This is a genomic window from Streptomyces sp. R818, from assembly GCF_056172735.1.
In genome coordinates this window covers 613354-634829 of the sequence record NZ_JAOCNE010000014.1, presented here as the reverse complement: position 1 = coordinate 634829, position 21476 = coordinate 613354, and the positions used below count along the sequence as shown (strand labels likewise).

Below are 21476 nucleotides of genomic sequence, written 5' to 3'. Positions count from 1 at the left end.
CACACCACGGATGAACGCCCCGCTCCCCCGTGCTCCCCGCACGTTCCGCACCCCTCTCCCCCTGCGCGATCGGAGAAGCCATGTCCGCCGCAGCGCCTCCCACCACCCTCCCCGACGCGCCGCCGTCCGATCCGGTCCGGCGCCGTGCGATCCGCCGGGCCATCGGCGCGGGCAGCATCGGCAACTTCGTAGAGCAGTTCGACTACGGGCTCTACGGCTACATGGCCCCGATCATGGCCCCCGCCTTCTTCCCCGAGAGCGACCGGACCGTGGCGGTCCTCGGCACCTACGCGATCATCGCCGTGGCCTGCCTGTTCCGGCCGCTCGGCGGCACCCTCGTGGGCCGCTGGGGCGACCGGGCAGGACGCAAGAAGACCCTGCTGTGGACGATCGTGTTCATGGGCGTGGCGACCGCGCTGATCGGCGCCCTGCCCACCTACCACCAGGTCGGCATCCTCGCGCCGGTCCTGCTGCTCGTGCTCCGCGTCGTGCAGGGCACGGTCTCGGGCGGCGAGTACGTCGGCGCGGTGGCCTTCATCGTCGAGTGGGCCGAGCCGAACCGGCGGGCGTACTACACCTCGTACGCCTCGAACAGCTGCTTCGTCGGCACGCTCGCGGGTGCCGGTACGGCCGCGCTGACCAGTTGGGTCTTCGACGGGGACGCGCTCGACTCCTACGGCTGGCGCATCCCGTTCCTGCTCGCGATCCCGCTCAGCCTGGTCGGGATCTGGCTGCGCCGGCACATCCAGGAGACGCCCGAGTTCGTCCGGGCCACCGCCGACGGGACGCAGGTCGTGAAGGCGCCGGTGCGCGAGGCGCTGCGCACGCAGGCGCGCCCCATCCTCGTCTACTGCGGCATCTCCATCATGTGCGCGATCCTCTCCTACACCTGGGTCACGTTCTATCCGCAGTACCTGACGGACACGCTCGGGCTTCCGCGCTGGATGGGCCTCGCCTCGAACGCCATCTCCATCGCGGTCCTCATCCCGATGCTGCCGCTGGCCGGCATGCTGTCGGACCGGATCGGGCGCAGGCCGATGCTGATGACGGGCGCCGCCGCCTGCATCGTTCTCGTACCGGTCGCCTTCTGGGTCGGTGAGGCGGGCACCTTCGGGGCCGCGGTCGCCAGCCAACTCATCTACCTAGTACCGGAGTTCTTCCTCACCGGCATCATCACGGTCTGCGCGGCCGAGCTGTTCGCGACCCGCACCCGGTTCAGCGCCAGCGCCATCGCGTACAACAGCTCGTTCTCCATCTTCATGGGGATCACGCCGTTCGTGGCCGCGCTGCTCGTGAACACCTTCGACACGATCTATGCCGTCTGGGTCTACTTGGCGGTGGCCGCGCTCCTCGCCCTGGTGACGGTGAGCCGCTTCATGACGGAGACCTACCGGAGCCAGCTCGGCGCGGACAAGTTCGCCAAGCAGTCCTGAGCACCGGGAACGTCAGCCCACCTGCATACGCATACACATACCCACCCTCTGAGAACGGAGCCACCCGTGCCGCTCGACCCCGCCGCCTACCTCCCCTACAAGGACCCGGACGACTTCATCCGCGAGGTCACCGACCGCATCTGGGTCGACCGCGACATCGCCCACATCGTCGAGAACTACGAGCCCGACTCGATCGTCCACACCAGCCTGGGCACCGTCGTCGGCCGTGACGGTGTCATCGAGGGCACCACGATGCGGATCGGCTCCACGCCGGGCCACATCGGCCAGGCCGAGGACGTGGTGTGGGAGGCGCGCGGGGACGACGCGTTCCTCAGTTCGCACCTGGTCTTCTCCGCGGACGAGCACCTCGTCGGCGGGCGCAACATCCGCGTCCGCAAGCGCACGGTGGCCAACTGCCTCTACCGGCGCGGCCGCATGGTCGAGGAGTGGGTGGTCCGCGACGAGCTGGCGGACTGTCTGCAGCTCGGCATCGACCCCGCCGAGGCCGCCCGCGCGCTGCGCTTCCAGGGCTACACCGGCTCGATGACCGAGGAGCCCCCGGCCGACGTCCTGGCGTGCGGCGTCAGCGGTCCGCGCCCGGACGATTTCCGCCCCGAGTGCGAGATGGTCCTGGAGTTCATCGAGGAGGTGTGGTCGCAGCGCCGACTGAACAAGATCAAGGACTACATGGTCCGCGACCTGTTCCTGCACACCGTCGGCGACCGCACCGTCATCCGCCCGGAGCGCTACCAGAGCGACCTCCTGTCGCTGGTCGGCGCCTTCCCCGACGCGAAGTTCGCCGTCCGCGACGTGCAGACCCACCACGACCCGCGCTACGCGGGCCTGCGCATCGCCGTCCTGTGGACCCTGCACGGCAGCTACCGGGGCACGCCGGACTTCGGCCCGCTGACCGGGCAGCCGGTGACCATGCTCGGCGTCTCCCAGTTCCTGGTCCAGGAGGGCCGCATCGTCAAGGAGTTCCGCGTCTACGACGAGATCTCGCTCCGCGCGCAGATCAACGCGGCCCGGGGCGACGGCCCCGAGGTCGAGGTCAACATCTACTGATGACGTGGGGTGACCCGGTCACGGGGGACCGGGTCACATAGAATCTGCGGCCATGTCGAAGCCTGACGAACTGCTCACCGTGCTCGCGGCCACCGTGGAGTCGGAACAGAGCACTCAGATGTCCCTGACTGTGGTCACCGGCGGCACGGTCATCACCGGCCGCCTCGCGCCGGAAGCGGTCTGGCGCCGGCGGGTGTCGGAGGTCCTCAAGGACTCCGACCACCTAGGCCCGTTCGCGACCGCCTTCATCTCGCTGGACACGGACGCGCCGCCCGCGCCGGCCGGGACACCCACCCACCTGCACTTCCACGTCGCGCGCATCCTCCAGGGCACCATGGGCATCCCCGAGACGGGCGGGATGTACCGGGTGGCCATCTCGGACGTCAACGCCTGGACGGTCGGGGACTTCAGCTACTCCGATCACTGAGGGGCGCGCACGGCCCCGTTAACCGTCGTCCCGCGAGTGGCATACACCCCGCAAGAAGATCGTTCGTCTTTCCTCTTGCACGGGAGCGCTGTGTGATGCATATCCGCAGACAACTGCTGTTCGCCGCGGTCACGCCACTGGTCATCGGCGTGGCCGCGCCGGCCGCGGGCGCCGCCGGCCGGCCGCCCGCGGCCCCGCACCACCGGCCCGCCGACACCACGCGCACGGCCACGGTCGTCACCGAACTGAGCGCCCGGGAGACCGTCGTCGGCTCCGCGTCGACGCTGCGGGTCAAGGGGCGGCTCGTCGAGGGCGACACCCTGCTCTTCCCCCTGGCCCGGCTCGCGGTGTCGGTGGAGGTCAGCGGCGACGCCCGGACCGCGCCGCAGAGGTGCAACACCACCACGACCCGCGAGGGCCGGTTCACCTGCACGTTCCATGTGACGCCGCATCAGATGAGCGCGGCCACCGTCACGTTCCGGGGCAACGCCCTGTTCGCGCCGGAGAAGACCACCACCAGCATCCCGGGGGCGGTGTCGCCGACGCCCGCGGCCCCGGCCGCTTCCGCCGTCCCGTCCGCCCCGTCCGCCTCGGCCGACTCGAAGGTGCCGGTCACGGCGGGCGCCGCCACGCGCCCGCTTCCGCTGCCCGTCACCACGGCCTCCGGCCACTAGCCCGACCGCAGTCGGACAATGACACTTACGGGTGGCGGCGACCGGCCCGTGCCGGTGCGTCGCCGCCCCCGCCGGTGCCCGGCGGGCACGGTCGGACCATGTCGATCCTGCCTTCGGGGCGCCGCCTCGCGCCGCGTCCGACCGTTCTGACCCTCGCCCTGGCCGCCGGGTTCTGCCTGGCCGCGCCGGGGGCCGCAGCCGCCGCGGAGCCTCCCCCCGCGGCCGGTGCGCGGATGCCCACGGCGGAGGCGCCGTTCAGCCCCGGCGGCCCGGCGTTCGGCCAGGAGACGCTGGACTTCAGCGGCGGCCGCATCGTCTGCACCACCACCGCGTCCGGCTTCGACGACGCGGGCACCGCGTACTTCGAGAAGTCGGTCGTGACGGTCGGCGGCCCCGGCGGTCCCACCTGGTCCACGATCCGCACGCACTCCTGACCCCGACCCCGTGACTCCTTGCGTTCCGCACAGCCGTGTGCCCCGAAGCCGGCCGACTTCGGGGCACACGGCGCGGTCCGGCTCAGCGGTCGAGCCGCACCGGGGAGCGCGTCAGGAGTGCGAGCCCACCGTGGTGCCGGAGGCACCCGTGGGACCGGCCTGCTTGCTGGTAGTGACGAAGTAGGCCTTGCCGTCAGGGCCGAAGCCGCTGAACGTGGCGGAGGTGCGTCCGCCGTTCACGCCCGCGGAGTTCGACGCCTTCCCGTAGCCCGGGCCGTCGTGGCCCGGACCGTCGTGGGCCGACGCCAGGCCGGCGCTGCCGATGACGAGGGGGGTGACGAGGGCGCCGACAGCGACGTACTTGGCAATCTTGCGCATCTGATGCGGTCCTTTCAGAGTTCGCCGGCCCAAGGCAAGCCCCCGGCGCCATTGCCGGGGTCCGGCGGAACGGGCCACCTTCCGCCGCGTCCGACGTTGCCGCCTCCGTGCACGCCCCGCATCCGCAACCATCACCGTGCGTGAAATCCGAACGACAGCGTTGTCTCCCCTCGCAACCCTTCTGACCTGCTCAAATGTAGGAGTAAACGGTTTTTGCGCACTTTGCGCAATTCCCCCGTACGGCGGCCACCGCGCACGGAGCGCGCTGCGCGCCCGGGGCGGGCGGCACAGACTCGAACCGGCCGGGCCGATCGGCCCGCAGCCCCGTCCCAGCCGCCGGAGGTTCCATGTCCCGCACCCGCGAAGGCCTCGTCCGCACCGCGACCGTCCTCGCCCTGACCGCGGCCGCCGCCGCGCTCACCACCCCGCCCGCGACGGCCGCCGACCGGATCGACATCGTCTCGGCGACGGCGGCGAACGACCGCGTCGCGGTGACCGTCCGCTACCGGTGCGACGCGCTGATGGGCACCGACACGCTGCACGTCGCCCTCGCCGACACCTCGAAGGGCGGCATCTACGCCGCCTCGATTACGCCCACCTGCGACGGCAAGCGGCACAAGGAGACCGTGTACACGGCCCGCAACGCCGGTCCCGCCACCGCACCCCGCACCGAGGCCCTCATCACCGCCTCCCTCGGCGCGGGCCCCGACCCGCAGCTGTTCCCGACCGCGTCGCACCAGGTCCGCACGGCCCTGCACGGCCGCGCCTGAGCCGGGCTCAGCCTCAGGGCTCCTCGGGGCCGTCCTCGTCGAGGAGGAACCAGACGGTCTTGCCCTCCGGTTCGGGGCGCACGTTCCACTGGTGGGCGAGCAGGTCGAGCAGGACGAGGCCGCGCCCGGAGGAGGACATCTCTCCGGGGGCGCGCCGGTGGGGGACGTCGTCGCTGCGGTCGGTGACCTCCACGCGGAGGCGCCGCTGCCCCGGGGCGCCGCTGATGTCGGCGCGCAGGAGCGCGGAGTGCTCGGTGTGGACCAGCACGTTGCCGAGCAGCTCCGAGGCGAGCAGGACGGCGGTGTCGATCTGCTCGGGCCGCGCCCAGTCGTGGAGCAGGCCCTGGAACTCGATACGGGCCTCGCTGAGCGCCTCCGCCTGGTCCTGTTCGAGGGTGAGGCGCAGGCGGCGCACGGGCGGGCCCGAGTGCGGCACGGAGGGGTCGCGGCGCAGCAGGAGCAGGGCGATGTCGTCCTCGGTGATGGAGGCCGGCTGGTCGGGCGAGCGCGGGTCGCCGGGGGCGACGACGGCGCCGAGGAGCCGGTCCGCCATGGCGTCGAGGTCGTCGGGGGTGCCGGGCGAGAGAGCGCTGCGGACGCGGAGCCAGCCGGAGTACATGTCGTGGCCGCCCGCCTCGATCAGGCCGTCGGTGCACAGCATGAGGATCTCGTTCTCGCGCAGGCTGAGGACGTTGACCGGGTAGTTGTCCTCGGTGAGCTCCAGGCCGAGGGGGAGGCCGCCGCTGAGGTGCTTGAGCAGGCAGGTGCCGTCGGGCAGGCGCAGGACGGGGTGCGGGTGTCCGGCGCGGGCGATGCGCACGGTGCCGGTGGCGGGGTCGGCCTCCATGTAGATGCAGGTCGCGAAGCGGTCCTCGTCCAGCGCGGCGAGGAAGTGGGAGGCGCGGGTCAGGACGGCGTCGGGGCCGTGGCCCTCGATGGCGTACGCGTGGATGGCGGTGCGCAGCTGGGACATCAGTCCCGCGGCGTGCATGTCGTGGCCCTGGACGTCGCCGACGACGAGGCCGAGGCGGCCGCCGGGCAGGGAGATGCAGTCGAACCAGTCGCCGCCCACCATGAGCCCGCCGCCGGTGGGCAGGTAGCGGGCGGCGGTGGTGAGGCCTTCGACGCCGGCGGCGGTCCCGGACATGCTGGAGCGCAGGCTCTGGGAGAGCGCGCGGTCGGCCTCGCCGGTGTAGGTGTGCTCGACGCTCTGGCTGAGCAGCCGTGCGAGGGCGACGAGGAGGGCGCGGACGCCGTCGGTCATCTGCACCGGGGCGTCGAACGCGGTCAGCCAGACGCCGGTGACCTGCCCGTACGTCGTCAGCGGCAGGAACGCCCACGCCTTGTGGCCCTCGCGGTCGGAGCGTTCGAAGGTGGCGGGCGAGCGGTCGCGGTACTCCTCGGGGGAGGCGAGGAAGACGGGGCGGCCGGTCCTGGCGACCTGCGCCCCGGGGTAGTCGCTGTCCAGCGGTACGCGGAAGGCGGGGTCCTCGCAGCCGGGGAAGCCGAAGTGGCCGACGCAGTGCAGGACTTCGCGGTCGGCGCGGAAGACCGCCTGGCCGCACAGGGGCAGCGCGGGGTCGTGCAGGCGGGAGATCAGGGCGAGGGCGTCGCCGAGGGACTCCGTGCGCGCCAGGGCGTGCCCGGTGACGAGCAGGTCGGCGGCGCGGTGCCGGACGCGCTCGGCCGGGTCGCCGGTGCCGTCGGCGGCCGGGCCCTCGAGCCGGTTCAACGCCTCGACCTGGCGCACCTCGGCGGCGTACTCCGCGGAACGGCCGTGCTCGCGCCCACCACCACCCACCTGTGCCACTCCCGTCCGTCCTCGTGCGTCTCGTGCGTCTCGGCATCTCGCCGGTCTGACGCCTCCCATGTTCCGCCGGTTCGCCGGGATGTGCCCGCTCGCCGCGGCGCGGGGCGGGCCCGTCAACCCCGGAACTGGTGCATTCGGGGGAACCACGCGCGCGCGGGAGGGCGCGTCGCGGCTTCGGCGGCGAGCCTGGGCTAGTCGTGGTCGTATCCCCCGCTGCGCGTATCCCTCGCCGGCACCGACGAAGAGAGCCACACCTGATGACGTCCTTGGAGAGCGCGGAGGCCGCGCCCGACGCACCCAACTCGGAGAGTGCCCACGCGCGGCGCCCCGGCTCGGTCGTGGTGAAGTGGCTCACCACCACCGACCACAAGACGATCGGCACGATGTACCTGTCGACGTCGTTCGCGTTCTTCCTGATCGGCGGCGTCATGGCGCTCTTCATGCGCGCCGAGCTGGCCAGGCCGGGGAACCAGATCCTGTCGAACGAGCAGTTCAACCAGGCGTTCACGATGCACGGCACCGTGATGCTGCTGATGTTCGCCACGCCGCTCTTCGTCGGGTTCGCCAACTGGATCATGCCGTTGCAGATCGGCGCCCCCGACGTGGCGTTCCCGCGGCTGAACATGTTCGCCTACTGGATGTACCTGTTCGGCTCGCTGATCGCGATGGGCAGCTTCCTCACCCCGCAGGGCGCGGCCGACTTCGGCTGGTTCGCCTACAGCCCGCTGTCGGACGCCGTGCACTCCCCGGGCATCGGCGGCGACATGTGGGTCATGGGCCTCGCCTTCCAGGGCTTCGGCACCATCCTCGGCTCGGTCAACTTCATCACCACCATCATCTGCATGCGCGCCCCCGGCATGACCGTGTTCCGTATGCCGATCTTCACCTGGAACGTGCTGCTCACGGCCGTCCTCGTGCTGCTCGCCTTCCCGGTGCTCGCCGCCGCGCTGCTCGCCCTGGAGGCGGACCGCAAGTTCGGGGCGCACGTCTTCGACGCGGCGAACGGCGGTCCGCTGCTGTGGCAGCACCTGTTCTGGTTCTTCGGCCATCCGGAGGTGTACATCATCGCGTTGCCGTTCTTCGGCATCGTCTCCGAGGTCATCCCGGTCTTCTCCCGCAAGCCGATCTTCGGCTACTCCGGTCTGGTCGGCGCGACCATCGCGATCGCCGGTCTGTCGGTGACGGTGTGGGCGCACCACATGTACGTCACGGGCGGCGCGCTGCTGCCGTTCTTCTCCTTCATGACGTTCCTCATCGCGGTGCCGACCGGTGTGAAGTTCTTCAACTGGATCGGCACGATGTGGAAGGGCTCGCTGTCGTTCGAGACACCGATGCTGTGGTCGGTGGGCTTCCTGGTGACCTTCCTCTTCGGCGGTCTGACCGGCGTCATCCTGGCGGCGCCGCCGCTCGACTTCCACGTCTCGGACTCGTACTTCGTCGTGGCCCATTTCCACTACGTGGTCTTCGGCACGGTCGTCTTCGCGATGTTCGCGGGCTTCCACTTCTGGTGGCCGAAGTTCACCGGCAAGATGCTCGACGAACGGCTCGGCAAGATCACCTTCTGGACGCTGTTCGTCGGGTTCCACGGCACGTTCCTCATCCAGCACTGGCTGGGTGTGGAGGGGATGCCGCGCCGGTACGCGGACTACCTCGCGGCCGACGGCTTCACCACGCTCAACACCATCTCGTCGATCTCGTCCTTCCTGCTCGGGCTCTCCCTCCTGCCGTTCCTCTACAACGTCTGGAAGACCGCCAAGTACGGCCGGAAGATCGTGGTGGACGACCCGTGGGGGTACGGCCGCTCCCTGGAGTGGGCGACGTCCTGCCCGCCGCCGCGGCACAACTTCTGCACCCTGCCGCGGGTCCGCTCCGAGTCCCCCGCGTTCGACCTGCACCACCCGGGCGTCGCGGCCCTGGACTCGAACCAGAACCGGCACCGCAACGAGACCCACTCCGAATGAGCGCCGACCGCGACGTGGAGTCCGGCCTCCAGCAGATGGAGGGGTACCTGCTGTGGACGTCGAAGGTGACCGAGGCGCGGGCGCAGGCCGAGGACTTCACCCGGCGGCTGCCCTGGCTCACCACGGGGCAGCGCGAGGAGGTGGAGCGCGTCTTCACCGAGGAGCGCCTCGCGTTCCACAAGGCGGCGCTCGCACAGATCGCGGCCCGCGCGCGTGAGCTGCGCGGGGAGTACGACGAGCGGTACGCCAGGCTGAAGGCGCGCTGTCTCGGCTGGTGTCTGGGCGGGGTCGGCACGGCCGTCGCCCTGTGCGCGTACGTCTCGTTCTCGTACGTCGCCGAGAAGTGAACCGGGGCCGTACACCTGCCGGGGATTCCGGCGGGCGTACGGCCCCTGTGCGTGTCCTGCCGCGCCTCAGGGCGCGGGGGTGGTCTCCTCCGCCGGGGTCTTCGCGAGGGACGAGCTGATCACCTCGGAGCGGCGGGTGCCGCGGTCCATGACGCCGCCGGTGAAGGCGAGGCCGAGGCCCGCGACGGCGAGGACCGCGCCGACGAGGTTGGGCGAGGCCCAGCCCCAGCCCGCCGAGATGGCGAGGCCGCCGAGCCAGGCGCCGCCCGCGTTGGCGAGGTTGAAGGCGGAGTGGTTGGAGGCCGCCGCCATGGTCGGGGCCTTCTCCGCCTTGGCCATGAGCAGCATCTGCACGGGTGTGGTGATGAGGGAGCCCATCGCGCCGATGACGGTGATGGTGATGAGCGCGGGGACGGTGGCGTGGACGGTGAAGTAGAACGTCACCAGGGCCACCGCGAGCAGCGCGAGGCCGCCGTAGAGCGTCGGGCGCAGGGCGCGGTCGGTGAGCGGGCCCGCGAGCAGCGTGCCGAGCGTCATGCCGACGCCGTAGAGCGCGAGGACCAGCGTGGTGGAGGTGTCGGAGATGCCGGTGACGTGGGTCAGCATCGGTACGAGGTAGCTGTAGACGGCGAAGAATCCGCCGAAGCCGACGACGGCGGTCGCGAGGCCGATCACGACCTGCTTGTTGCCCATGGCGCGCAGCTCGTGCCGGATGCCCGACTGCTGACCGCGCGGCTGGTGCGGGACGAACAGCGCGAGGGCGACCAGGGCGAGGACGCCGATGACGGCGACCGCCCAGTAGGCGGCGCGCCAGCCCAGGTGCTGGCCGAGCGCCGTGCCCGCGGGGACGCCGACGATGTTGGCGACGGTGAGCCCGAGGAACATCTTCGACACGGCCCGCGCGGCCCGCTCGGGCGCGACGAGCCGGGAGGCGACCACCGCGCCGACGCCGAACAGGGCGCCGTGCGGCAGCCCGGCCAGGAAGCGGGCGGCGAACAGCGTCCCGAAGCTCGGGGCGAGCGCGGAGGCGACGTTGCCGACGACGAAGAGGCCCGACAGGAGCAGCAGCAACCGCTTGTGCGGGATGCGGGCGCCGATGCCGGTCAGGACGGGGGCGCCGACGACGACACCGAGGGCGTAGGCCGATACGAGGTTGCCGGCGTGCGGCACGGAGACGTCGACGCCGTCGGCGATCTGGGGCAGCAGCCCCATGGTGGCGAACTCGGTCGTGCCGATGCCGAACGCGACAACAGCCAGGGCCAACAGGGCCAGCGGCATGGTGCAGGAGACCTTTCGAAGTACAGCGGTCCGCAGACGTGCTCTGCGGGGGGCAAGCCCACCAGCATTGCAGCAGTGCGGGGGACCGTGCACATTCCAAGATCGACCGGTACGTGTGCGTGAGCTATGTCACCCGCACCGCTTCCACCACGCTCTTGTCGAGCGCGGCCCGGACGAGCGCGGCGGCGAGCTCCGCGCGCGGGGTGCCGTCGCCCGCGAGGCGGAGCAGCGCGCCGGTGTCCTTCGGCAGGCCGAGGCGTTCGGCGCCTTGCAGCGTCTTGGCGTCGAGGAAGGGCGCGTACTCGGGCCAGAGGTCCTGGACCTCGCGCAGGAAGATGTCGACGCCGGTCGGGCCGAGGCCGGGCACCTTGCGCAGCTCGGCGCGCAGGGCGTCGGCGTCGCCGTCGGCCCGCTCGCGCACTTTGCGCAGGTCGCCGCCCCACTCGTCGAGGACGAGGCGGGCGCCGTCGCCGAGCTGGGTGGCGGTGCGCTCGTCGTAGCGCCGGTAGTGGCCCTTGCCGAGGGCGTCGACGCGCTGCTGCCAGGTGGCGTCGAGCATGGTGCGCGGGTCGCGCAGCCCGTCGTCGTACAGCGCCCGCGCGGTCGCGACGGCGACGGAGGCGCGGATGCGGGCGCTGAGGAGGCTCGCCAGGACGAGCGTCCGGTACAGCGGCTGCGGGGTGTTCTTGAGGGTGATGCCCGCCTCGGCGGCGTACGTCTGCCCGTACCCGCGCAGCAGCTCCCCCATCAGCTTCTTCTGGTCGGTCTTGTGCGCGCTCATGTCTTCTCCGGGCGTTCCCTGACGACGTCGGCCGGGTTCTTGTCGTTCCGCAGGCCCTGGTAGCGGGGGTGGCGGAGCATTCCGTCGCGGGTCCACTCCGAGAAGTCGATCTGCGCGACGAGGCGGGGCCGCACCCAGTGGGCGCCGCGCTGTGCGATGCGACCCGCGAACGGGGACGTGCTCTCCTCGATCGCGTCGAGGCGGCGCCGCAGGTCGAGCAGGGTGCGCCGGTCGAACCCCGTGCCGACCTTGCCCGCGTACCGCAGGGTGCCCTCGTCGTAGTAGCCGATGAGGAGGGCGCCGAGCCCTTCGCGGCTGCCCGCGGGTTCGGTGAAGCCGCCGATCACGAACTCCTGGCCGAAGCTGCACTTCAGCTTGAGCCAGTCGTCGGAGCGGCGGGGCTGGTAGGTGCTGTCGGCCCGTTTGGCGATGAGCCCCTCCCAGCCGCGCCCGCAGGCGTCGGCGAGGAGTGCGGGGCCGCCCTCGTTGCGGTGGGTGGTGTAGCGCAGCGGCGCCCGGAACGTCAGGGCGCGCCGGAGCAGGGACTTGCGGGTGCGCAGCGGCAGGCGCCGCACGTCGACGCCGTCGAGGCGCAGCAGGTCGAAGACGTAGTAGGTGACGGCGACGGTGCTCCGTTCGACGTCGGCGCGGCGGGTGAGGCCCATACGCTGCTGGAGCAGGGAGAAGTCGGTGCGCCCGTGCGCGTAGGCGACGATCTCGCCGTCGAGGGTGAAGTCCGCGCCGTCCTGGGCGGCGAGCGCCTCGACGATCTCGGGGTAGGTGGCGTCGATCCGGCGGCCGGAGCGGGACCGGATCGTCACCTCGCCGCGCTCGCGCACGGCGAGCACCCGGATGCCGTCCAGTTTCCGCTCGAAGATCCAGCCGGCGGGGAAGTTCCGGCGGTCGCTGAGCGTCGCGAGCATGGGGCTCGCGGCGAGTTCGACGCCGGGCGCGGCCGGGCGCGTACGGCCGTCGAGGGCGGGCGGCAGCGTGTCGAGGAGGCCCGTCATGCCTGGTCCTCGTCGGCGACCTGGCGCAGCGTGCGCCCGGTGCGGGCCGAGCGGGCCCTGCGGGGGTCGGGGGTGCCGGTGCCCGAACCGTGTCCGGCCGCCGCGCCCTTGCGCACGAGCAGCCAGGTCGGCTTCTTCGCCGTACCGCCGTCCCGTTCCTCACGGCCGTGGAAGCGGGTGAGCGCGTACTGTCCGCGCAGTTTGTCGCCGTGCAGCTCGAAGGTGGCGTGGCCGTTCTCCAGGGAGGTGCCGAAGTCGACCGGGCGGTGGCGCTTGTCGTGGCTCATCGGGCGGTAGGTGCCCTGGTCCCAGACGATGACCGTGCCGCCGCCGTACTCCCCCGCCGGGATCGTCCCCTCGAAGTCGCGGTACGACATCGGGTGGTCCTCGGTGGGGATGGCGAGCCGTTTGTCGTGCGGGTCCGTCGAGGGGCCCTTCGGGATCGACCAGGACTTGAGGACGCCGTCGACCTCCAGGCGGAAGTCGAAGTGCATGGTGCTGGCGTCGTGGATCTGCACCACGAAGACCGGCTCGCCGGAATCGGGACCGGAGTCGGAGTCCGCGCCGGAGCCGGACGGTGCGGTCTTCCCGTCCTGCTCGCCGCTCGGCTCGCTCGTCCGGTCGAAGTGCCGCTTCCCGCGATAGGTCCGCAGTCCGTCCTCGTCGCTCACGGCAGCTCCTCTCTGTGGTTCAGGCGGCCTGCTCGTGCCGGGCGGGCCGGGCCGCGTGCTCGCGGACCGTGGCGCAGCTGCGGTTGATGAGGCGGGAGACGTGCATCTGGGAGATGCCGACCACCTCGGCGATCCGGGCCTGCGTCATGTCCTCGAAGAAACGGAGGTACAGGATGGTGCGCTCGCGCTCGGGCAGATCGCGCAGGCCCTCCTTGGCGGCCTCGCGGTCGGCGATGAGGTCGTAGCCCGCGTCGGACTCGCCGAGGGTGTCGGCCAGGCTGAACCCGTCGTCCGCCGCGCCCGTCTCCGCGTCCAGGGAGAGCGCGCTGTAGCTCTCCAGCGCTTCGAGCCCGTCCCGTACGTCGTCGCAGGTGAGGTCGGTGTGGACGGCGATCGCCTCGACGCTCGGCTCGCCCTCGTGGCCCGGGGCGTCCATGAGTTCGCGGCGCGCGACCCGGAGCTTGTTGCGCAGGTCCTGCACCCGGCGGGGCACCCGTACGTCCCAGGTGTGGTCGCGGAAGTGGCGCCGCAGCTCGCCGGTGATGGTGGGGACCGCGTACGCCTCGAAGGCGCCGCGCCCGACGTCGTAGCGCTCGACGGCCTTGACGAGGCCCATGGCGGCGACCTGCTCCAGGTCCTGTATGTTCTCGCCCTTGTTGCGGAACCTCCTGGCCAGGCGGTTCGCCATCGGCAGCCAGGCCTCGACCAGCTCCTCGAAGAGGACGTCGTGTTCGCGCCCCCGGGGGCTGTCGGCCATCAGGGCGAAGGTGTGGTCGGTGTCAGGTGCATCGTCGTGCGCATGCCGAGTGGCCATGGAGAACTCGCTCCTCAACGCTGGAAAGAAAAGAACGCGAGAAGCAGAGAACAGACTGCATCCGGGTGTACCGCTCCCCGCGGACGCGCCTGTGGTCTCAAGCACTCACACCGCCTGCCCGTCGTCCCCCAGGACGAACAGCGGGCCACTGATCACGCTACGCGCGGCGGGTGCGGGCCGCATGCGGAGCGGGCCGGCGCCGCGCGCGGCCCGGCCGGATCGCCGGTCCCGTCCTAGACTGGCGTTCTCGGGGCCGACCAGGGAGGTTCTCCATGCCCCGCCCCGTGTGGACCGGCGCCATCTCGTTCGGGCTCGTCACGATCCCGATCCGGGTGATGACCGCCACCGAGGACCACAGCATCCGCTTCCACCAGTACCACCTGGACGACATGGGGCGGGTCCGCAGCCGCAAGGTGTGCGAGCTTGAGGACCGCGAGGTCACCCAGGACGAGATCGGCAAGGGGTATGAGATCGCCCCCGGGCAGGTCGTCGCCGTCTCCGACGAGGAGCTGCGCGAGATGCCGCTGCCCACCGCGAAGGCGATCGAGATCGTCGCGTTCGTGCCGTACGAGTCCATCGACCCGATCCAGATCGGCGAGGGCTACTACCTGGAGGCCGGCGGGCAGGCCGCCACGAAACCGTACGTACTGCTGCGCAAGGCCCTGGAGCGCAACGCGAAGGCCGCCATCGCCAAGTTCGCCTGGCACGGCCGGGAGCGGCTCGGACTGCTCCGCGTCAAGGAGTCCGTGATCGCCCTGCACGCCCTGAAGTGGCCCGACGAGGTCCGCTCCCCCGAGGAGCTGGCCCCGGCCCCGGTCGACATCACCGGTGACGAGGTCGACGAGGCCCTGCTGCTCATCGACTCCATGACCCGCGAGGAGCCGCTGGAGGAGGCCGAGTGGGCCGCCGACCGCTACACGGCGGCCCTGGAGGAGGTCATCCACGCCAAGGCCGACGGCAGGCAGCCTCCCGCCGCCGCGCCCGAGGAGCCCGCGTCGGGCCGTGTCCTGGACCTCATGGCCGCGCTGGAGCAGTCGGTGCAGCAGGCGAAGAGCTCGCGCGGCTCGGGGGACGACGCGCACGCGACGGTGCACGAGATGCCGAAGAAGAAGGCGGCCGCCAAGAAGACGACGAAGAAGGCGACGGCCTCGAAGAAGGCCGCCCCGGCGAAGAAGACGGCCGGGCAGCCCGCCGAACAGCCCGCGAAGAAGGCGGCGACGAAACGGGCGCGGCGCTCGGCGTGACCCGGTCCGCGTGGTGGCGTGCGGCCGTTCCGTGTCGTGCCTCGCGGGTACCCGGCGGCCCGTGAGATCCGCGACCCCGCGCACAGTGTCGGAAGGCCACCATGACTACGTACGGATACTTCCTGTCCTCCGAGGAGTTCACCCCCGCCGAGCTGCTCGCGCAGGCGCGCGCCGCCGAGCAGGCCGGGTTCCGGGCGCTGGCGATCTCCGACCACTTCCATCCGTGGAACGACGAGCAGGGGCAGGCCTCGTTCGTCTGGTCGATGATCGGGGCGCTCTCCCAGGTGACGTCGCTGCCGGTGACGACGCTGGTCACCTGTCCGACGGTACGGATGCACCCGGCGATCAACGCGCAGGCGGCGGCCACGGCGGCGGTCCTGACCGAGGGCAACTTCCGGTTCGGCATCGGCACCGGTGAGGCGCTGAACGAGCACATCCTCGGCGACGCCTGGCCGGAGGCGCCGCAGCGCATGGAGATGCTGGAGGAGGCCGTGCACGTGATGCGCCGCCTCTTCACCGGTGAGCAGGTCACCCATCACGGCACGCACTACACCGTGCAGAACGCCCGGCTCTACACCCGCCCCGACAGCCCGCCGCCGCTCTACGTCTCCGGGTTCGGCCCGCAGGCCGCCGCGCTCGCCGGGCGGATCGGCGACGGGTTCGTGACGATGACGCCGGACGCGGATCTGGTCGGCCAGTTCCGTCGCGCTGGCGGCGGGCAGAACCCGGTGATCGGCGGGCTCAAGGTGTGCTGGGGTCCGGACCGGGCGCAGGCCGTGAAGACCGTGCACCGGCTCTGGCCCAACGAGCAGCTCCCCGGCGAGCTGCCGCAGGTCCTGCCGACCCCGGCCCACTTCGAGCAGGCGTCGGAGCTGGTCACGGAGGAGATGGTCGCCGACGCCGTGGTCTGCGGCGACGACAGGGACGCGCATCTCAGCGCGGTGAAGGAGTTCGCCGACGCCGGGTTCGACGAGGTTTACGTCAACCAGATCGGCCCCGACCAGCAGGGCTTCTTCGACTTCTACCGGGCCGAGATCCTGCCCCGGCTGTAGTCCGGACGGCGGAGCCGCGCATGTGTGCGCGCAGGACGGACACCCGGAATCCGACATCTCACCTCGGGAGACAGGAAAGGACTCATCGTGTCGAAGAAGGTCTCCGACCACATCCTCGAGCGCCTGCGCGACTGGGAGGTCGAGCATGTCTTCGCCTACGCGGGCGACGGCATCAACGGCCTTCTCGCCGCGTGGGGCCGCGCCGGCAACAAGCCCGAGTTCATCCAGGCCCGCCATGAGGAGATGGCCGCGTTCGAGGCGGTCGGCTACGCGAAGTTCTCCGGGAAGGCCGGTGTCTGCGCGGCGACCTCGGGGCCCGGCGCGATCCACCTCCTGAACGGCCTGTACGACGCCAAGCTGGACCATGTGCCGGTCGTCGCCATCGTCGGGCAGACCAACCGCAGCGCCATGGGCGGCTCCTACCAGCAGGAGGTCGACCTGCTGAGCCTCTACAAAGACGTGGCCTCCGACTTCTGCGAGATGGTGACCGTCCCCGAGCAGCTGCCCGGCGTCATCGACCGCGCCTTCCGCACCGCCTACGCGCGCCGCACCGTCACCGCGATCATCGTCCCGGCCGATGTGCAGGAGCTGGACTACTCGCCGCCGACGCACGCCTTCAAGATGGTCCCGTCCAGTCTCGGCATGTCGTCCTACGCGCCCGTCCCGGCGGACGAGGACCTCCTCAAGGCGGCCGAGATCCTGAACGCGGGCGAGAAGGTCGCCGTCCTCGTCGGCCAGGGCGCGCGCGGCGCCCGCGCGGAGGTCGAGCAGGTCGCGGACCTCCTCGGCGCCGGTGTCGCGAAGGCGCTGCTCGGCAAGGACGCCCTCCCCGACACCCTGCCCTACGTCACCGGTTCCATCGGACTGCTCGGCACCCGGCCCTCGTACGAGCTGATGCAGGAGTGCGACACCCTCCTTGTCATCGGCTCCAGCTTCCCGTACTCGCAGTTCCTGCCGGAGTTCGGGCAGGCGCGGGCGGTGCAGATCGACATCGATCCGCACATGATCGGGCTGCGGTACCCCTTCGAGCTGAACCTCGTCGGTGACGCGCAGAAGACCTTGTCGCGGCTGCTTCCGCACCTGCGTAAGAAGTCGCACGGCAAGTGGCGCAAGAAGATCGAGAAGGATGTCGCGCGCTGGTGGGAGGTGATGGAGCGGCGCGCCGCCGTGGAGGCCGATCCGATCAACCCGGAGTACGTCGTGCACACCCTCGACGGCCTGCTGCCGGACGACGCGATCCTCGCCGCGGACTCCGGTTCCGCCGCCAACTGGTACGCCCGCCATCTGCGCTTCCGCGGTGCGATGCGCGGCTCCCTGTCGGGCACGCTCGCCACGATGGGGCCGGGCGTCCCGTACGTCATCGGGGCGAAATTCGCGCATCCGGAGCGGCCGGTCATCGCGCTCGTCGGGGACGGGGCGATGCAGATGAACGGCATGGCCGAGCTGATCACGGCCGCCAAGTACTGGAAGGAGTGGCGCAACCCGCAGCTGGTCATCGCCGTCCTCAACAACCTGGACCTCAATCAGGTGACCTGGGAGATGCGGGCCATGTCCGGCGCGCCGCAGTTCCTGCCCTCGCAGGCGCTGCCCGATGTCGCGTACGCGGACTTCGCCCGCTCCATCGGCCTGAACGGCGTACGGGTGGAGAAGCCGGGCGAGGTGGAGGGCGCGTGGCGGCAGGCGCTCGCCTCCGACCGGCCGTTCGTGCTCGACTTCCGCACCGATCCTGCCGTGCCGCCGATCCCGCCGCACGCGAGCCTGGACCAGATCGAGGCGGCGGCGACGGCGATCCTCAAGGGCGACCCGGACACCGCCGACGTGGTGAAGCAGGGGTTCAAGGCGAAGGTGCAGGAGATGCTGCCGGGCGGCAAGCACGACAAGTAGCAGGTGTGTCGGCGTGCGGCTCCCGGGTACCCAGGCCCGGGTCACCCAACGTAAGGAGCCGCACGTGACTCAGCGCCGCCAGAACGTGTTCGTACTCGGTCTCGACGACGCCAACCTGCCCACCCTGCAAGCCGTTCCGCACGCGGACACGCTCTCCTTCCACCCGCTCCTGACCATCGAGGAGCTGCAGGAGGGCGAGGTCAACGTCCCCGACCTCATCGACCGCGCCCGCAAGGTGCTCGACGCCTTCGACGGGCCGATCGACGCGATCGTCGGCTACTGGGACTTCCCGGTCAGCACCCTGGTGCCGATCCTCGGCGAGCGGTACGGCACCCGGGCCACGAGCCTGGAATCGATCGTCAAGTGCGAGCACAAGTACTGGAGCCGCCTCGTGCAGGCGGAGGTCGTCTCGGAGCACCCGAACTTCGGCCGCGTCGACCTCACCGCCGACGACCCGCGCCCGCCGGAGGGCGTCTCCTTCCCGATGTGGCTCAAGCCCGCGCTGTCGTACTCCTCCGAACTCGCCTTCGGCGTCAAGGACATCGACGAGTTCCGGGAGGCCGTCGGGCGCGTCCGGGACGGTATCGCCCGCGTCGGCCGCCCCTTCGAGTACATCCTCGACCAGCTCGAACTCCCGCCGGAGATGGCGGGTGTGGGCGGTCAGGTGTGCCTGGCGGAGGAGGCGCTGGAAGGGCTCCAGGTCGCGGTCGAGGGGTACGTCCACGACGGCGAGGTCACCGTGTACGGCGTCCTCGACTCGATCAACTACCCGGACTCCACCAGCTTCCTGCGCCACCAGTACCCCTCGGCGCTCCCCGCTCCGGTGCAGCAGCGGCTGCGGGACGTCTCCGCGCGCGTCATGCGGCAGATCGGCATGGACGGGGCGACGTTCAGCATCGAGTTCTTCTACGACCCGCACACCGACTCGGTGGCGATCCTGGAGATCAACCCGCGCCACTCGCAGTCCCACGCCGAGCTGTTCGAGTACGTCGACGGCGTCCCCAACCACCACGCCATGCTGGCGCTCGCCCTCGGCGAGGACCCGGCGCTGCCGCACCGCGCGGGCCCGTACGCGCTGGCCGCCAAGTGGTACTACCGCTGGTTCACCGACGGTGTGGTCCACCGGACCCCGTCCGCCGAGGACGTCGCGCGGATCGAGAAGTCCGTCCCGGGGGTGCGCATCGACGTCGTGCCCGAGGAGGCGCAACGGCTCTCCGAGATCGGGCAGCAGGACAGCTACAGCTACGAGGTGGCACACATTTTCACCGGGGGTGACAGTGAGGAGGAGCTGCGTGAGAAGTACGACCGGTGCGTGGCGGCGCTGCGCCTGACGTTCGACACCCCGTCCGCCCCTTCCTCCTGAGAGCGAGCCCCTGAGACACCTATGCGCTACGTCGAGAACCTCCCGCACGCCACGAAGGAAGAGGAGAACGTCCGGATCCCGATGTCGGACGGCGTCCATCTGTCGGCCCGCGTCTGGCGCCCGGTCTCCTCCGACACCGCCCCGGTCCCCGCCGTCCTGGAGTACATCCCCTACCGCAAGCGGGACCTGAGTTCGGTCCGCGACTCGATCCACCATCCGTACATCGCCGGGCACGGCTACGCGTGCGTCCGCGTCGACCTGCGCGGCACCGGCGACTCCGAGGGCGTCCTCACCGACGAGTACCTGGAGCGCGAGCAGGCGGACGCCGAGGACATCCTCGCCTGGCTTGCCGGGCAGGACTGGTGCGACGGCAGCACCGGGATGATGGGCATCTCGTGGGGCGCGTTCGCCGCGCTCCAGGTGGCCGCGCGCCGCCCGCCGAGCCTCAAGGCGATCGTCATCTCCTCGTTCACCGACGACCGCTACTCCGACGACATGCACTACATGGGCGGCGCCCTGCTCTCCGACAACCTCGGCGAGGCGGGCACCATGTTCGCCTACTCCACCTGCCCGCCCGACCCGGCGACGGTCGGCGACGCCTGGCGGGACATGTGGCGCGAGCGTCTGGAGGCCGTCGAGCCGTGGGTGCTCAACTGGCTGCGCCACCAGCGCCGCGACGCCTACTGGCGGCACGCCTCGGTCTGCGAGGACTACACGGCCGTCCGCACCCCGGTCCTCGCCTCCAGCGGCTGGGCCGACGGCTACTCGAACGCGGTGTCCCGCCTGCTCAGCCGCCTCGACGTGCCCCGCAAGGGCCTGGTCGGCCCCTGGTCGCACAAGTACCCGCACCTGGGCGAGCCGGGCCCCGCGATCGGCTACCTCCAGGAGGTCGTGCGCTGGTTCGACCACTGGCTCAAGGACGCGGACAACGGCGCGATGGACGGCCCGATGCTGCGGGCGTGGATGCAGGAGAGCGTCCCGCCGTCCACGGCGTACGAGGAGCGCCCCGGGCGCTGGGTCGGCGAGTCGCTGCCGTCGCCGCGCATCGAGGAGACGGCGTACCGGCTCGGTTCGGGGCGGCTCGCGTCCCCGGCCGAGAAGGCGCCCGTCACGAAGCGGACCAGCATTCAGTCGCCGCTGTCCGTCGGGCAGTTCGCGGGGAAGTGGGCCTCGTACAACGCGCCGCCGGACCTGCCCTACGACCAGCGCGAGGAGGACGGCGGCTCCCTGGTCTACGAGACGGAGCCGCTGACCGAGCGGGTCGAGGTGCTCGGCTCGCCGCGCGTGGAGCTGGAGGTGAGCGCGGACCGGCCGGTGGCGATGGTCGCGGCCCGGATCTCCGACGTGGCGCCCGACGGCCGCGCGACCCGGGTCACGTACGGCATCCTCAACCTGACGCGCCGCGAGGGCACGGACGAACCGGTGCCGGTCGAGCCGGGGCGGCCGTACCGGGTCGCGTTCGAACTCAACGGTGTGGCGCAGGCGTTCCCGCCCGGCCACCGCATCCGGCTCTCCCTGTCCACGTCGTACTGGCCGCTCGCGTGGCCGCCGCCGTGCCCCACGTCGCTGACGGTGGACGAGGAGACGTGCCGCCTGGTCCTTCCGGTGCGGCCCGCCGACAGCGACGACGACCCGGCGACGACGCCGGCCCCGTTCGAGGCCCCGGAGGGCACCCGGCCGCTCACGACACACGCCGTCACCCAGCCCGAGGAGCGCTGGGAGGTCACGCGTGACCTGGTCGACTACGGCTCGACCCTGCAGATCGTGAAGGACCGGGGCATCGTCCACTTCGACGCGATCGACCTGGACGTGGGTCTCCGCGCGGTGGAGAAGTACACCTCCACCGCCGACGACTTCACCTCACCCGCGGGCGAGACGACGTGGACGATGCGGTTCCGGCGCGGCGACGACTGGGACGTACGGGTGGTCACCAGCACGACGCTGCGCTGCGACGCCACCTCGTTCCAGGTCGACGCGGTCTTGGACGCGTACGAGTCCGACCGCCGCGTCTTCTCGCGGACCTGGAACGAGACGCTCCCCCGCGACGCCCTGTAGGCGCCCGGAAGGCGCCTGTGGACGT

At 71.3% G+C, this 21476-nt stretch carries 20 protein-coding genes; 13 read left to right on the top strand and 7 right to left on the bottom strand.

Annotation, left to right across the window (positions count from 1 at the left end):
* Positions 1-80 precede the first annotated feature (80 nt).
* The 5 genes from N5I75_RS34610 (at position 81) to N5I75_RS34590 (ending at position 4033) form a co-directional block, all read left to right on the top strand.
* Positions 81-1433, top strand: coding sequence for an MFS transporter (locus N5I75_RS34610; RefSeq protein WP_476684105.1), 1353 nt, complete (start codon positions 81-83; stop codon positions 1431-1433).
* Between the two features lie 66 nt (positions 1434-1499).
* Positions 1500-2498 (top strand): nuclear transport factor 2 family protein, encoded by a 999-nt coding sequence (locus tag N5I75_RS34605; RefSeq protein ID WP_476684104.1) that lies wholly within the window; start codon positions 1500-1502, stop codon positions 2496-2498.
* Between the two features lie 52 nt (positions 2499-2550).
* The gene (locus tag N5I75_RS34600; protein ID WP_476684103.1) at positions 2551-2925 is read left to right on the top strand and encodes a hypothetical protein; all 375 of its coding nucleotides are present in this window, start codon (positions 2551-2553) and stop codon (positions 2923-2925) included.
* Positions 2926-3020: 95 nt separating this feature from the next.
* Entirely contained in the window at positions 3021-3599 is a 579-nt protein-coding gene (locus tag N5I75_RS34595; RefSeq protein WP_476684102.1) for a hypothetical protein, read from the top strand.
* Positions 3600-3697: 98 nt separating this feature from the next.
* A complete protein-coding gene (locus tag N5I75_RS34590; RefSeq protein ID WP_476684101.1) occupies positions 3698-4033 on the top strand; it encodes a hypothetical protein in 336 nt (111 codons plus the stop codon).
* A 111-nt stretch (positions 4034-4144) separates the two neighbouring features.
* Here the strand turns inward: N5I75_RS34590 and N5I75_RS34585 are convergent, their stop codons facing one another.
* Positions 4145-4411, bottom strand: a complete 267-nt coding sequence (locus N5I75_RS34585; RefSeq protein ID WP_476684100.1) for a hypothetical protein — start codon at positions 4409-4411, stop codon at positions 4145-4147.
* Positions 4412-4758: 347 nt separating this feature from the next.
* Here N5I75_RS34585 and N5I75_RS34580 point away from each other — a divergent pair, with 347 nt between their 5' ends.
* Positions 4759-5181, top strand: coding sequence for a hypothetical protein (locus N5I75_RS34580; protein ID WP_476684099.1), 423 nt, complete (start codon positions 4759-4761; stop codon positions 5179-5181).
* Positions 5182-5194: 13 nt separating this feature from the next.
* Here the strand turns inward: N5I75_RS34580 and N5I75_RS34575 are convergent, their stop codons facing one another.
* Positions 5195-6991, bottom strand: coding sequence for an ATP-binding SpoIIE family protein phosphatase (locus N5I75_RS34575; protein WP_476684098.1), 1797 nt, complete (start codon positions 6989-6991; stop codon positions 5195-5197).
* Positions 6992-7248: 257 nt separating this feature from the next.
* Here N5I75_RS34575 and ctaD point away from each other — a divergent pair, with 257 nt between their 5' ends.
* Both ctaD and N5I75_RS34565 read left to right on the top strand, forming a co-directional pair.
* Complete coding sequence (ctaD, locus tag N5I75_RS34570; RefSeq protein ID WP_476684097.1) at positions 7249-8952, top strand: aa3-type cytochrome oxidase subunit I; 1704 nt, start codon at positions 7249-7251, stop codon at positions 8950-8952.
* A complete protein-coding gene (locus tag N5I75_RS34565; protein ID WP_476684096.1) occupies positions 8949-9299 on the top strand; it encodes a hypothetical protein in 351 nt (116 codons plus the stop codon). The genes ctaD and N5I75_RS34565 overlap by 4 nt, the downstream gene beginning before the upstream one ends.
* A 66-nt stretch (positions 9300-9365) precedes the next feature.
* Here the strand turns inward: N5I75_RS34565 and N5I75_RS34560 are convergent, their stop codons facing one another.
* From N5I75_RS34560 to N5I75_RS34540, 5 genes are all read right to left on the bottom strand, one after another.
* A complete protein-coding gene (locus tag N5I75_RS34560; RefSeq protein ID WP_476684095.1) occupies positions 9366-10577 on the bottom strand; it encodes an MFS transporter in 1212 nt (403 codons plus the stop codon).
* Between the two features lie 124 nt (positions 10578-10701).
* Positions 10702-11358 carry an HhH-GDP family DNA glycosylase gene (locus tag N5I75_RS34555; protein ID WP_476684094.1) on the bottom strand — a complete coding sequence of 219 codons (657 nt, stop codon included), beginning with the start codon at positions 11356-11358 and terminating at the stop codon, positions 10702-10704.
* Positions 11355-12368, bottom strand: coding sequence for a non-homologous end-joining DNA ligase (ligD, locus tag N5I75_RS34550; protein ID WP_476684093.1), 1014 nt, complete (start codon positions 12366-12368; stop codon positions 11355-11357). Before ligD ends, N5I75_RS34555 begins: the two co-directional genes overlap by 4 nt.
* The gene (locus tag N5I75_RS34545; RefSeq protein WP_476684092.1) at positions 12365-13039 is read right to left on the bottom strand and encodes a DNA polymerase ligase N-terminal domain-containing protein; all 675 of its coding nucleotides are present in this window, start codon (positions 13037-13039) and stop codon (positions 12365-12367) included. The genes ligD and N5I75_RS34545 overlap by 4 nt, the downstream gene beginning before the upstream one ends.
* A gap of 19 nt (positions 13040-13058) precedes the next feature.
* The gene (locus N5I75_RS34540; RefSeq protein WP_476684091.1) at positions 13059-13853 is read right to left on the bottom strand and encodes a SigB/SigF/SigG family RNA polymerase sigma factor; all 795 of its coding nucleotides are present in this window, start codon (positions 13851-13853) and stop codon (positions 13059-13061) included.
* A 272-nt stretch (positions 13854-14125) separates the two neighbouring features.
* Between N5I75_RS34540 and ku the strand changes: the two genes are divergently transcribed.
* The 5 genes from ku (at position 14126) to N5I75_RS34515 (ending at position 21451) form a co-directional block, all read left to right on the top strand.
* On the top strand, positions 14126-15097 hold the full coding sequence (gene ku / locus N5I75_RS34535; RefSeq protein ID WP_476684090.1) for a non-homologous end joining protein Ku: 972 nt from the start codon (positions 14126-14128) through the stop codon (positions 15095-15097).
* 101 nt (positions 15098-15198) lie between these two features.
* Complete coding sequence (locus tag N5I75_RS34530; RefSeq protein WP_476684089.1) at positions 15199-16149, top strand: TIGR03557 family F420-dependent LLM class oxidoreductase; 951 nt, start codon at positions 15199-15201, stop codon at positions 16147-16149.
* Positions 16150-16236: 87 nt separating this feature from the next.
* Positions 16237-18033 (top strand): thiamine pyrophosphate-requiring protein, encoded by a 1797-nt coding sequence (locus N5I75_RS34525; RefSeq protein ID WP_476684088.1) that lies wholly within the window; start codon positions 16237-16239, stop codon positions 18031-18033.
* A 64-nt stretch (positions 18034-18097) separates the two neighbouring features.
* Positions 18098-19396, top strand: a complete 1299-nt coding sequence (locus N5I75_RS34520) for an ATP-grasp domain-containing protein (protein WP_476684087.1) — start codon at positions 18098-18100, stop codon at positions 19394-19396.
* A 21-nt stretch (positions 19397-19417) separates the two neighbouring features.
* Positions 19418-21451 (top strand): CocE/NonD family hydrolase, encoded by a 2034-nt coding sequence (locus N5I75_RS34515; RefSeq protein WP_476684086.1) that lies wholly within the window; start codon positions 19418-19420, stop codon positions 21449-21451.
* Positions 21452-21476 lie beyond the last annotated feature (25 nt).

Excerpts from the sequence above, each read along its gene's own strand:
- N5I75_RS34590 (WP_476684101.1), top strand. The coding sequence starts at position 3,698 with ATGTCGATCCTGCCTTCGGGGCGCCGCCTCGCGCCGCGTCCGACCGTT.
- N5I75_RS34565 (WP_476684096.1), top strand. The coding sequence starts at position 8,949 with ATGAGCGCCGACCGCGACGTGGAGTCCGGCCTCCAGCAGATGGAGGGG.
- ligD (WP_476684093.1), bottom strand. The coding sequence starts at position 12,368 with ATGACGGGCCTCCTCGACACGCTGCCGCCCGCCCTCGACGGCCGTACG.
- ku (WP_476684090.1), top strand. The coding sequence starts at position 14,126 with ATGCCCCGCCCCGTGTGGACCGGCGCCATCTCGTTCGGGCTCGTCACG.
- N5I75_RS34515 (WP_476684086.1), top strand. The coding sequence starts at position 19,418 with ATGCGCTACGTCGAGAACCTCCCGCACGCCACGAAGGAAGAGGAGAAC.
- N5I75_RS34540 (WP_476684091.1), bottom strand. The coding sequence starts at position 13,853 with ATGGCCACTCGGCATGCGCACGACGATGCACCTGACACCGACCACACC.
- N5I75_RS34610 (WP_476684105.1), top strand. The coding sequence starts at position 81 with ATGTCCGCCGCAGCGCCTCCCACCACCCTCCCCGACGCGCCGCCGTCC.
- ctaD (WP_476684097.1), top strand. The coding sequence starts at position 7,249 with ATGACGTCCTTGGAGAGCGCGGAGGCCGCGCCCGACGCACCCAACTCG.
- N5I75_RS34530 (WP_476684089.1), top strand. The coding sequence starts at position 15,199 with ATGACTACGTACGGATACTTCCTGTCCTCCGAGGAGTTCACCCCCGCC.
- N5I75_RS34585 (WP_476684100.1), bottom strand. The coding sequence starts at position 4,411 with ATGCGCAAGATTGCCAAGTACGTCGCTGTCGGCGCCCTCGTCACCCCC.
- N5I75_RS34555 (WP_476684094.1), bottom strand. The coding sequence starts at position 11,358 with ATGAGCGCGCACAAGACCGACCAGAAGAAGCTGATGGGGGAGCTGCTG.
- N5I75_RS34560 (WP_476684095.1), bottom strand. The coding sequence starts at position 10,577 with ATGCCGCTGGCCCTGTTGGCCCTGGCTGTTGTCGCGTTCGGCATCGGC.
- N5I75_RS34600 (WP_476684103.1), top strand. The coding sequence starts at position 2,551 with ATGTCGAAGCCTGACGAACTGCTCACCGTGCTCGCGGCCACCGTGGAG.
- N5I75_RS34595 (WP_476684102.1), top strand. The coding sequence starts at position 3,021 with ATGCATATCCGCAGACAACTGCTGTTCGCCGCGGTCACGCCACTGGTC.
- N5I75_RS34580 (WP_476684099.1), top strand. The coding sequence starts at position 4,759 with ATGTCCCGCACCCGCGAAGGCCTCGTCCGCACCGCGACCGTCCTCGCC.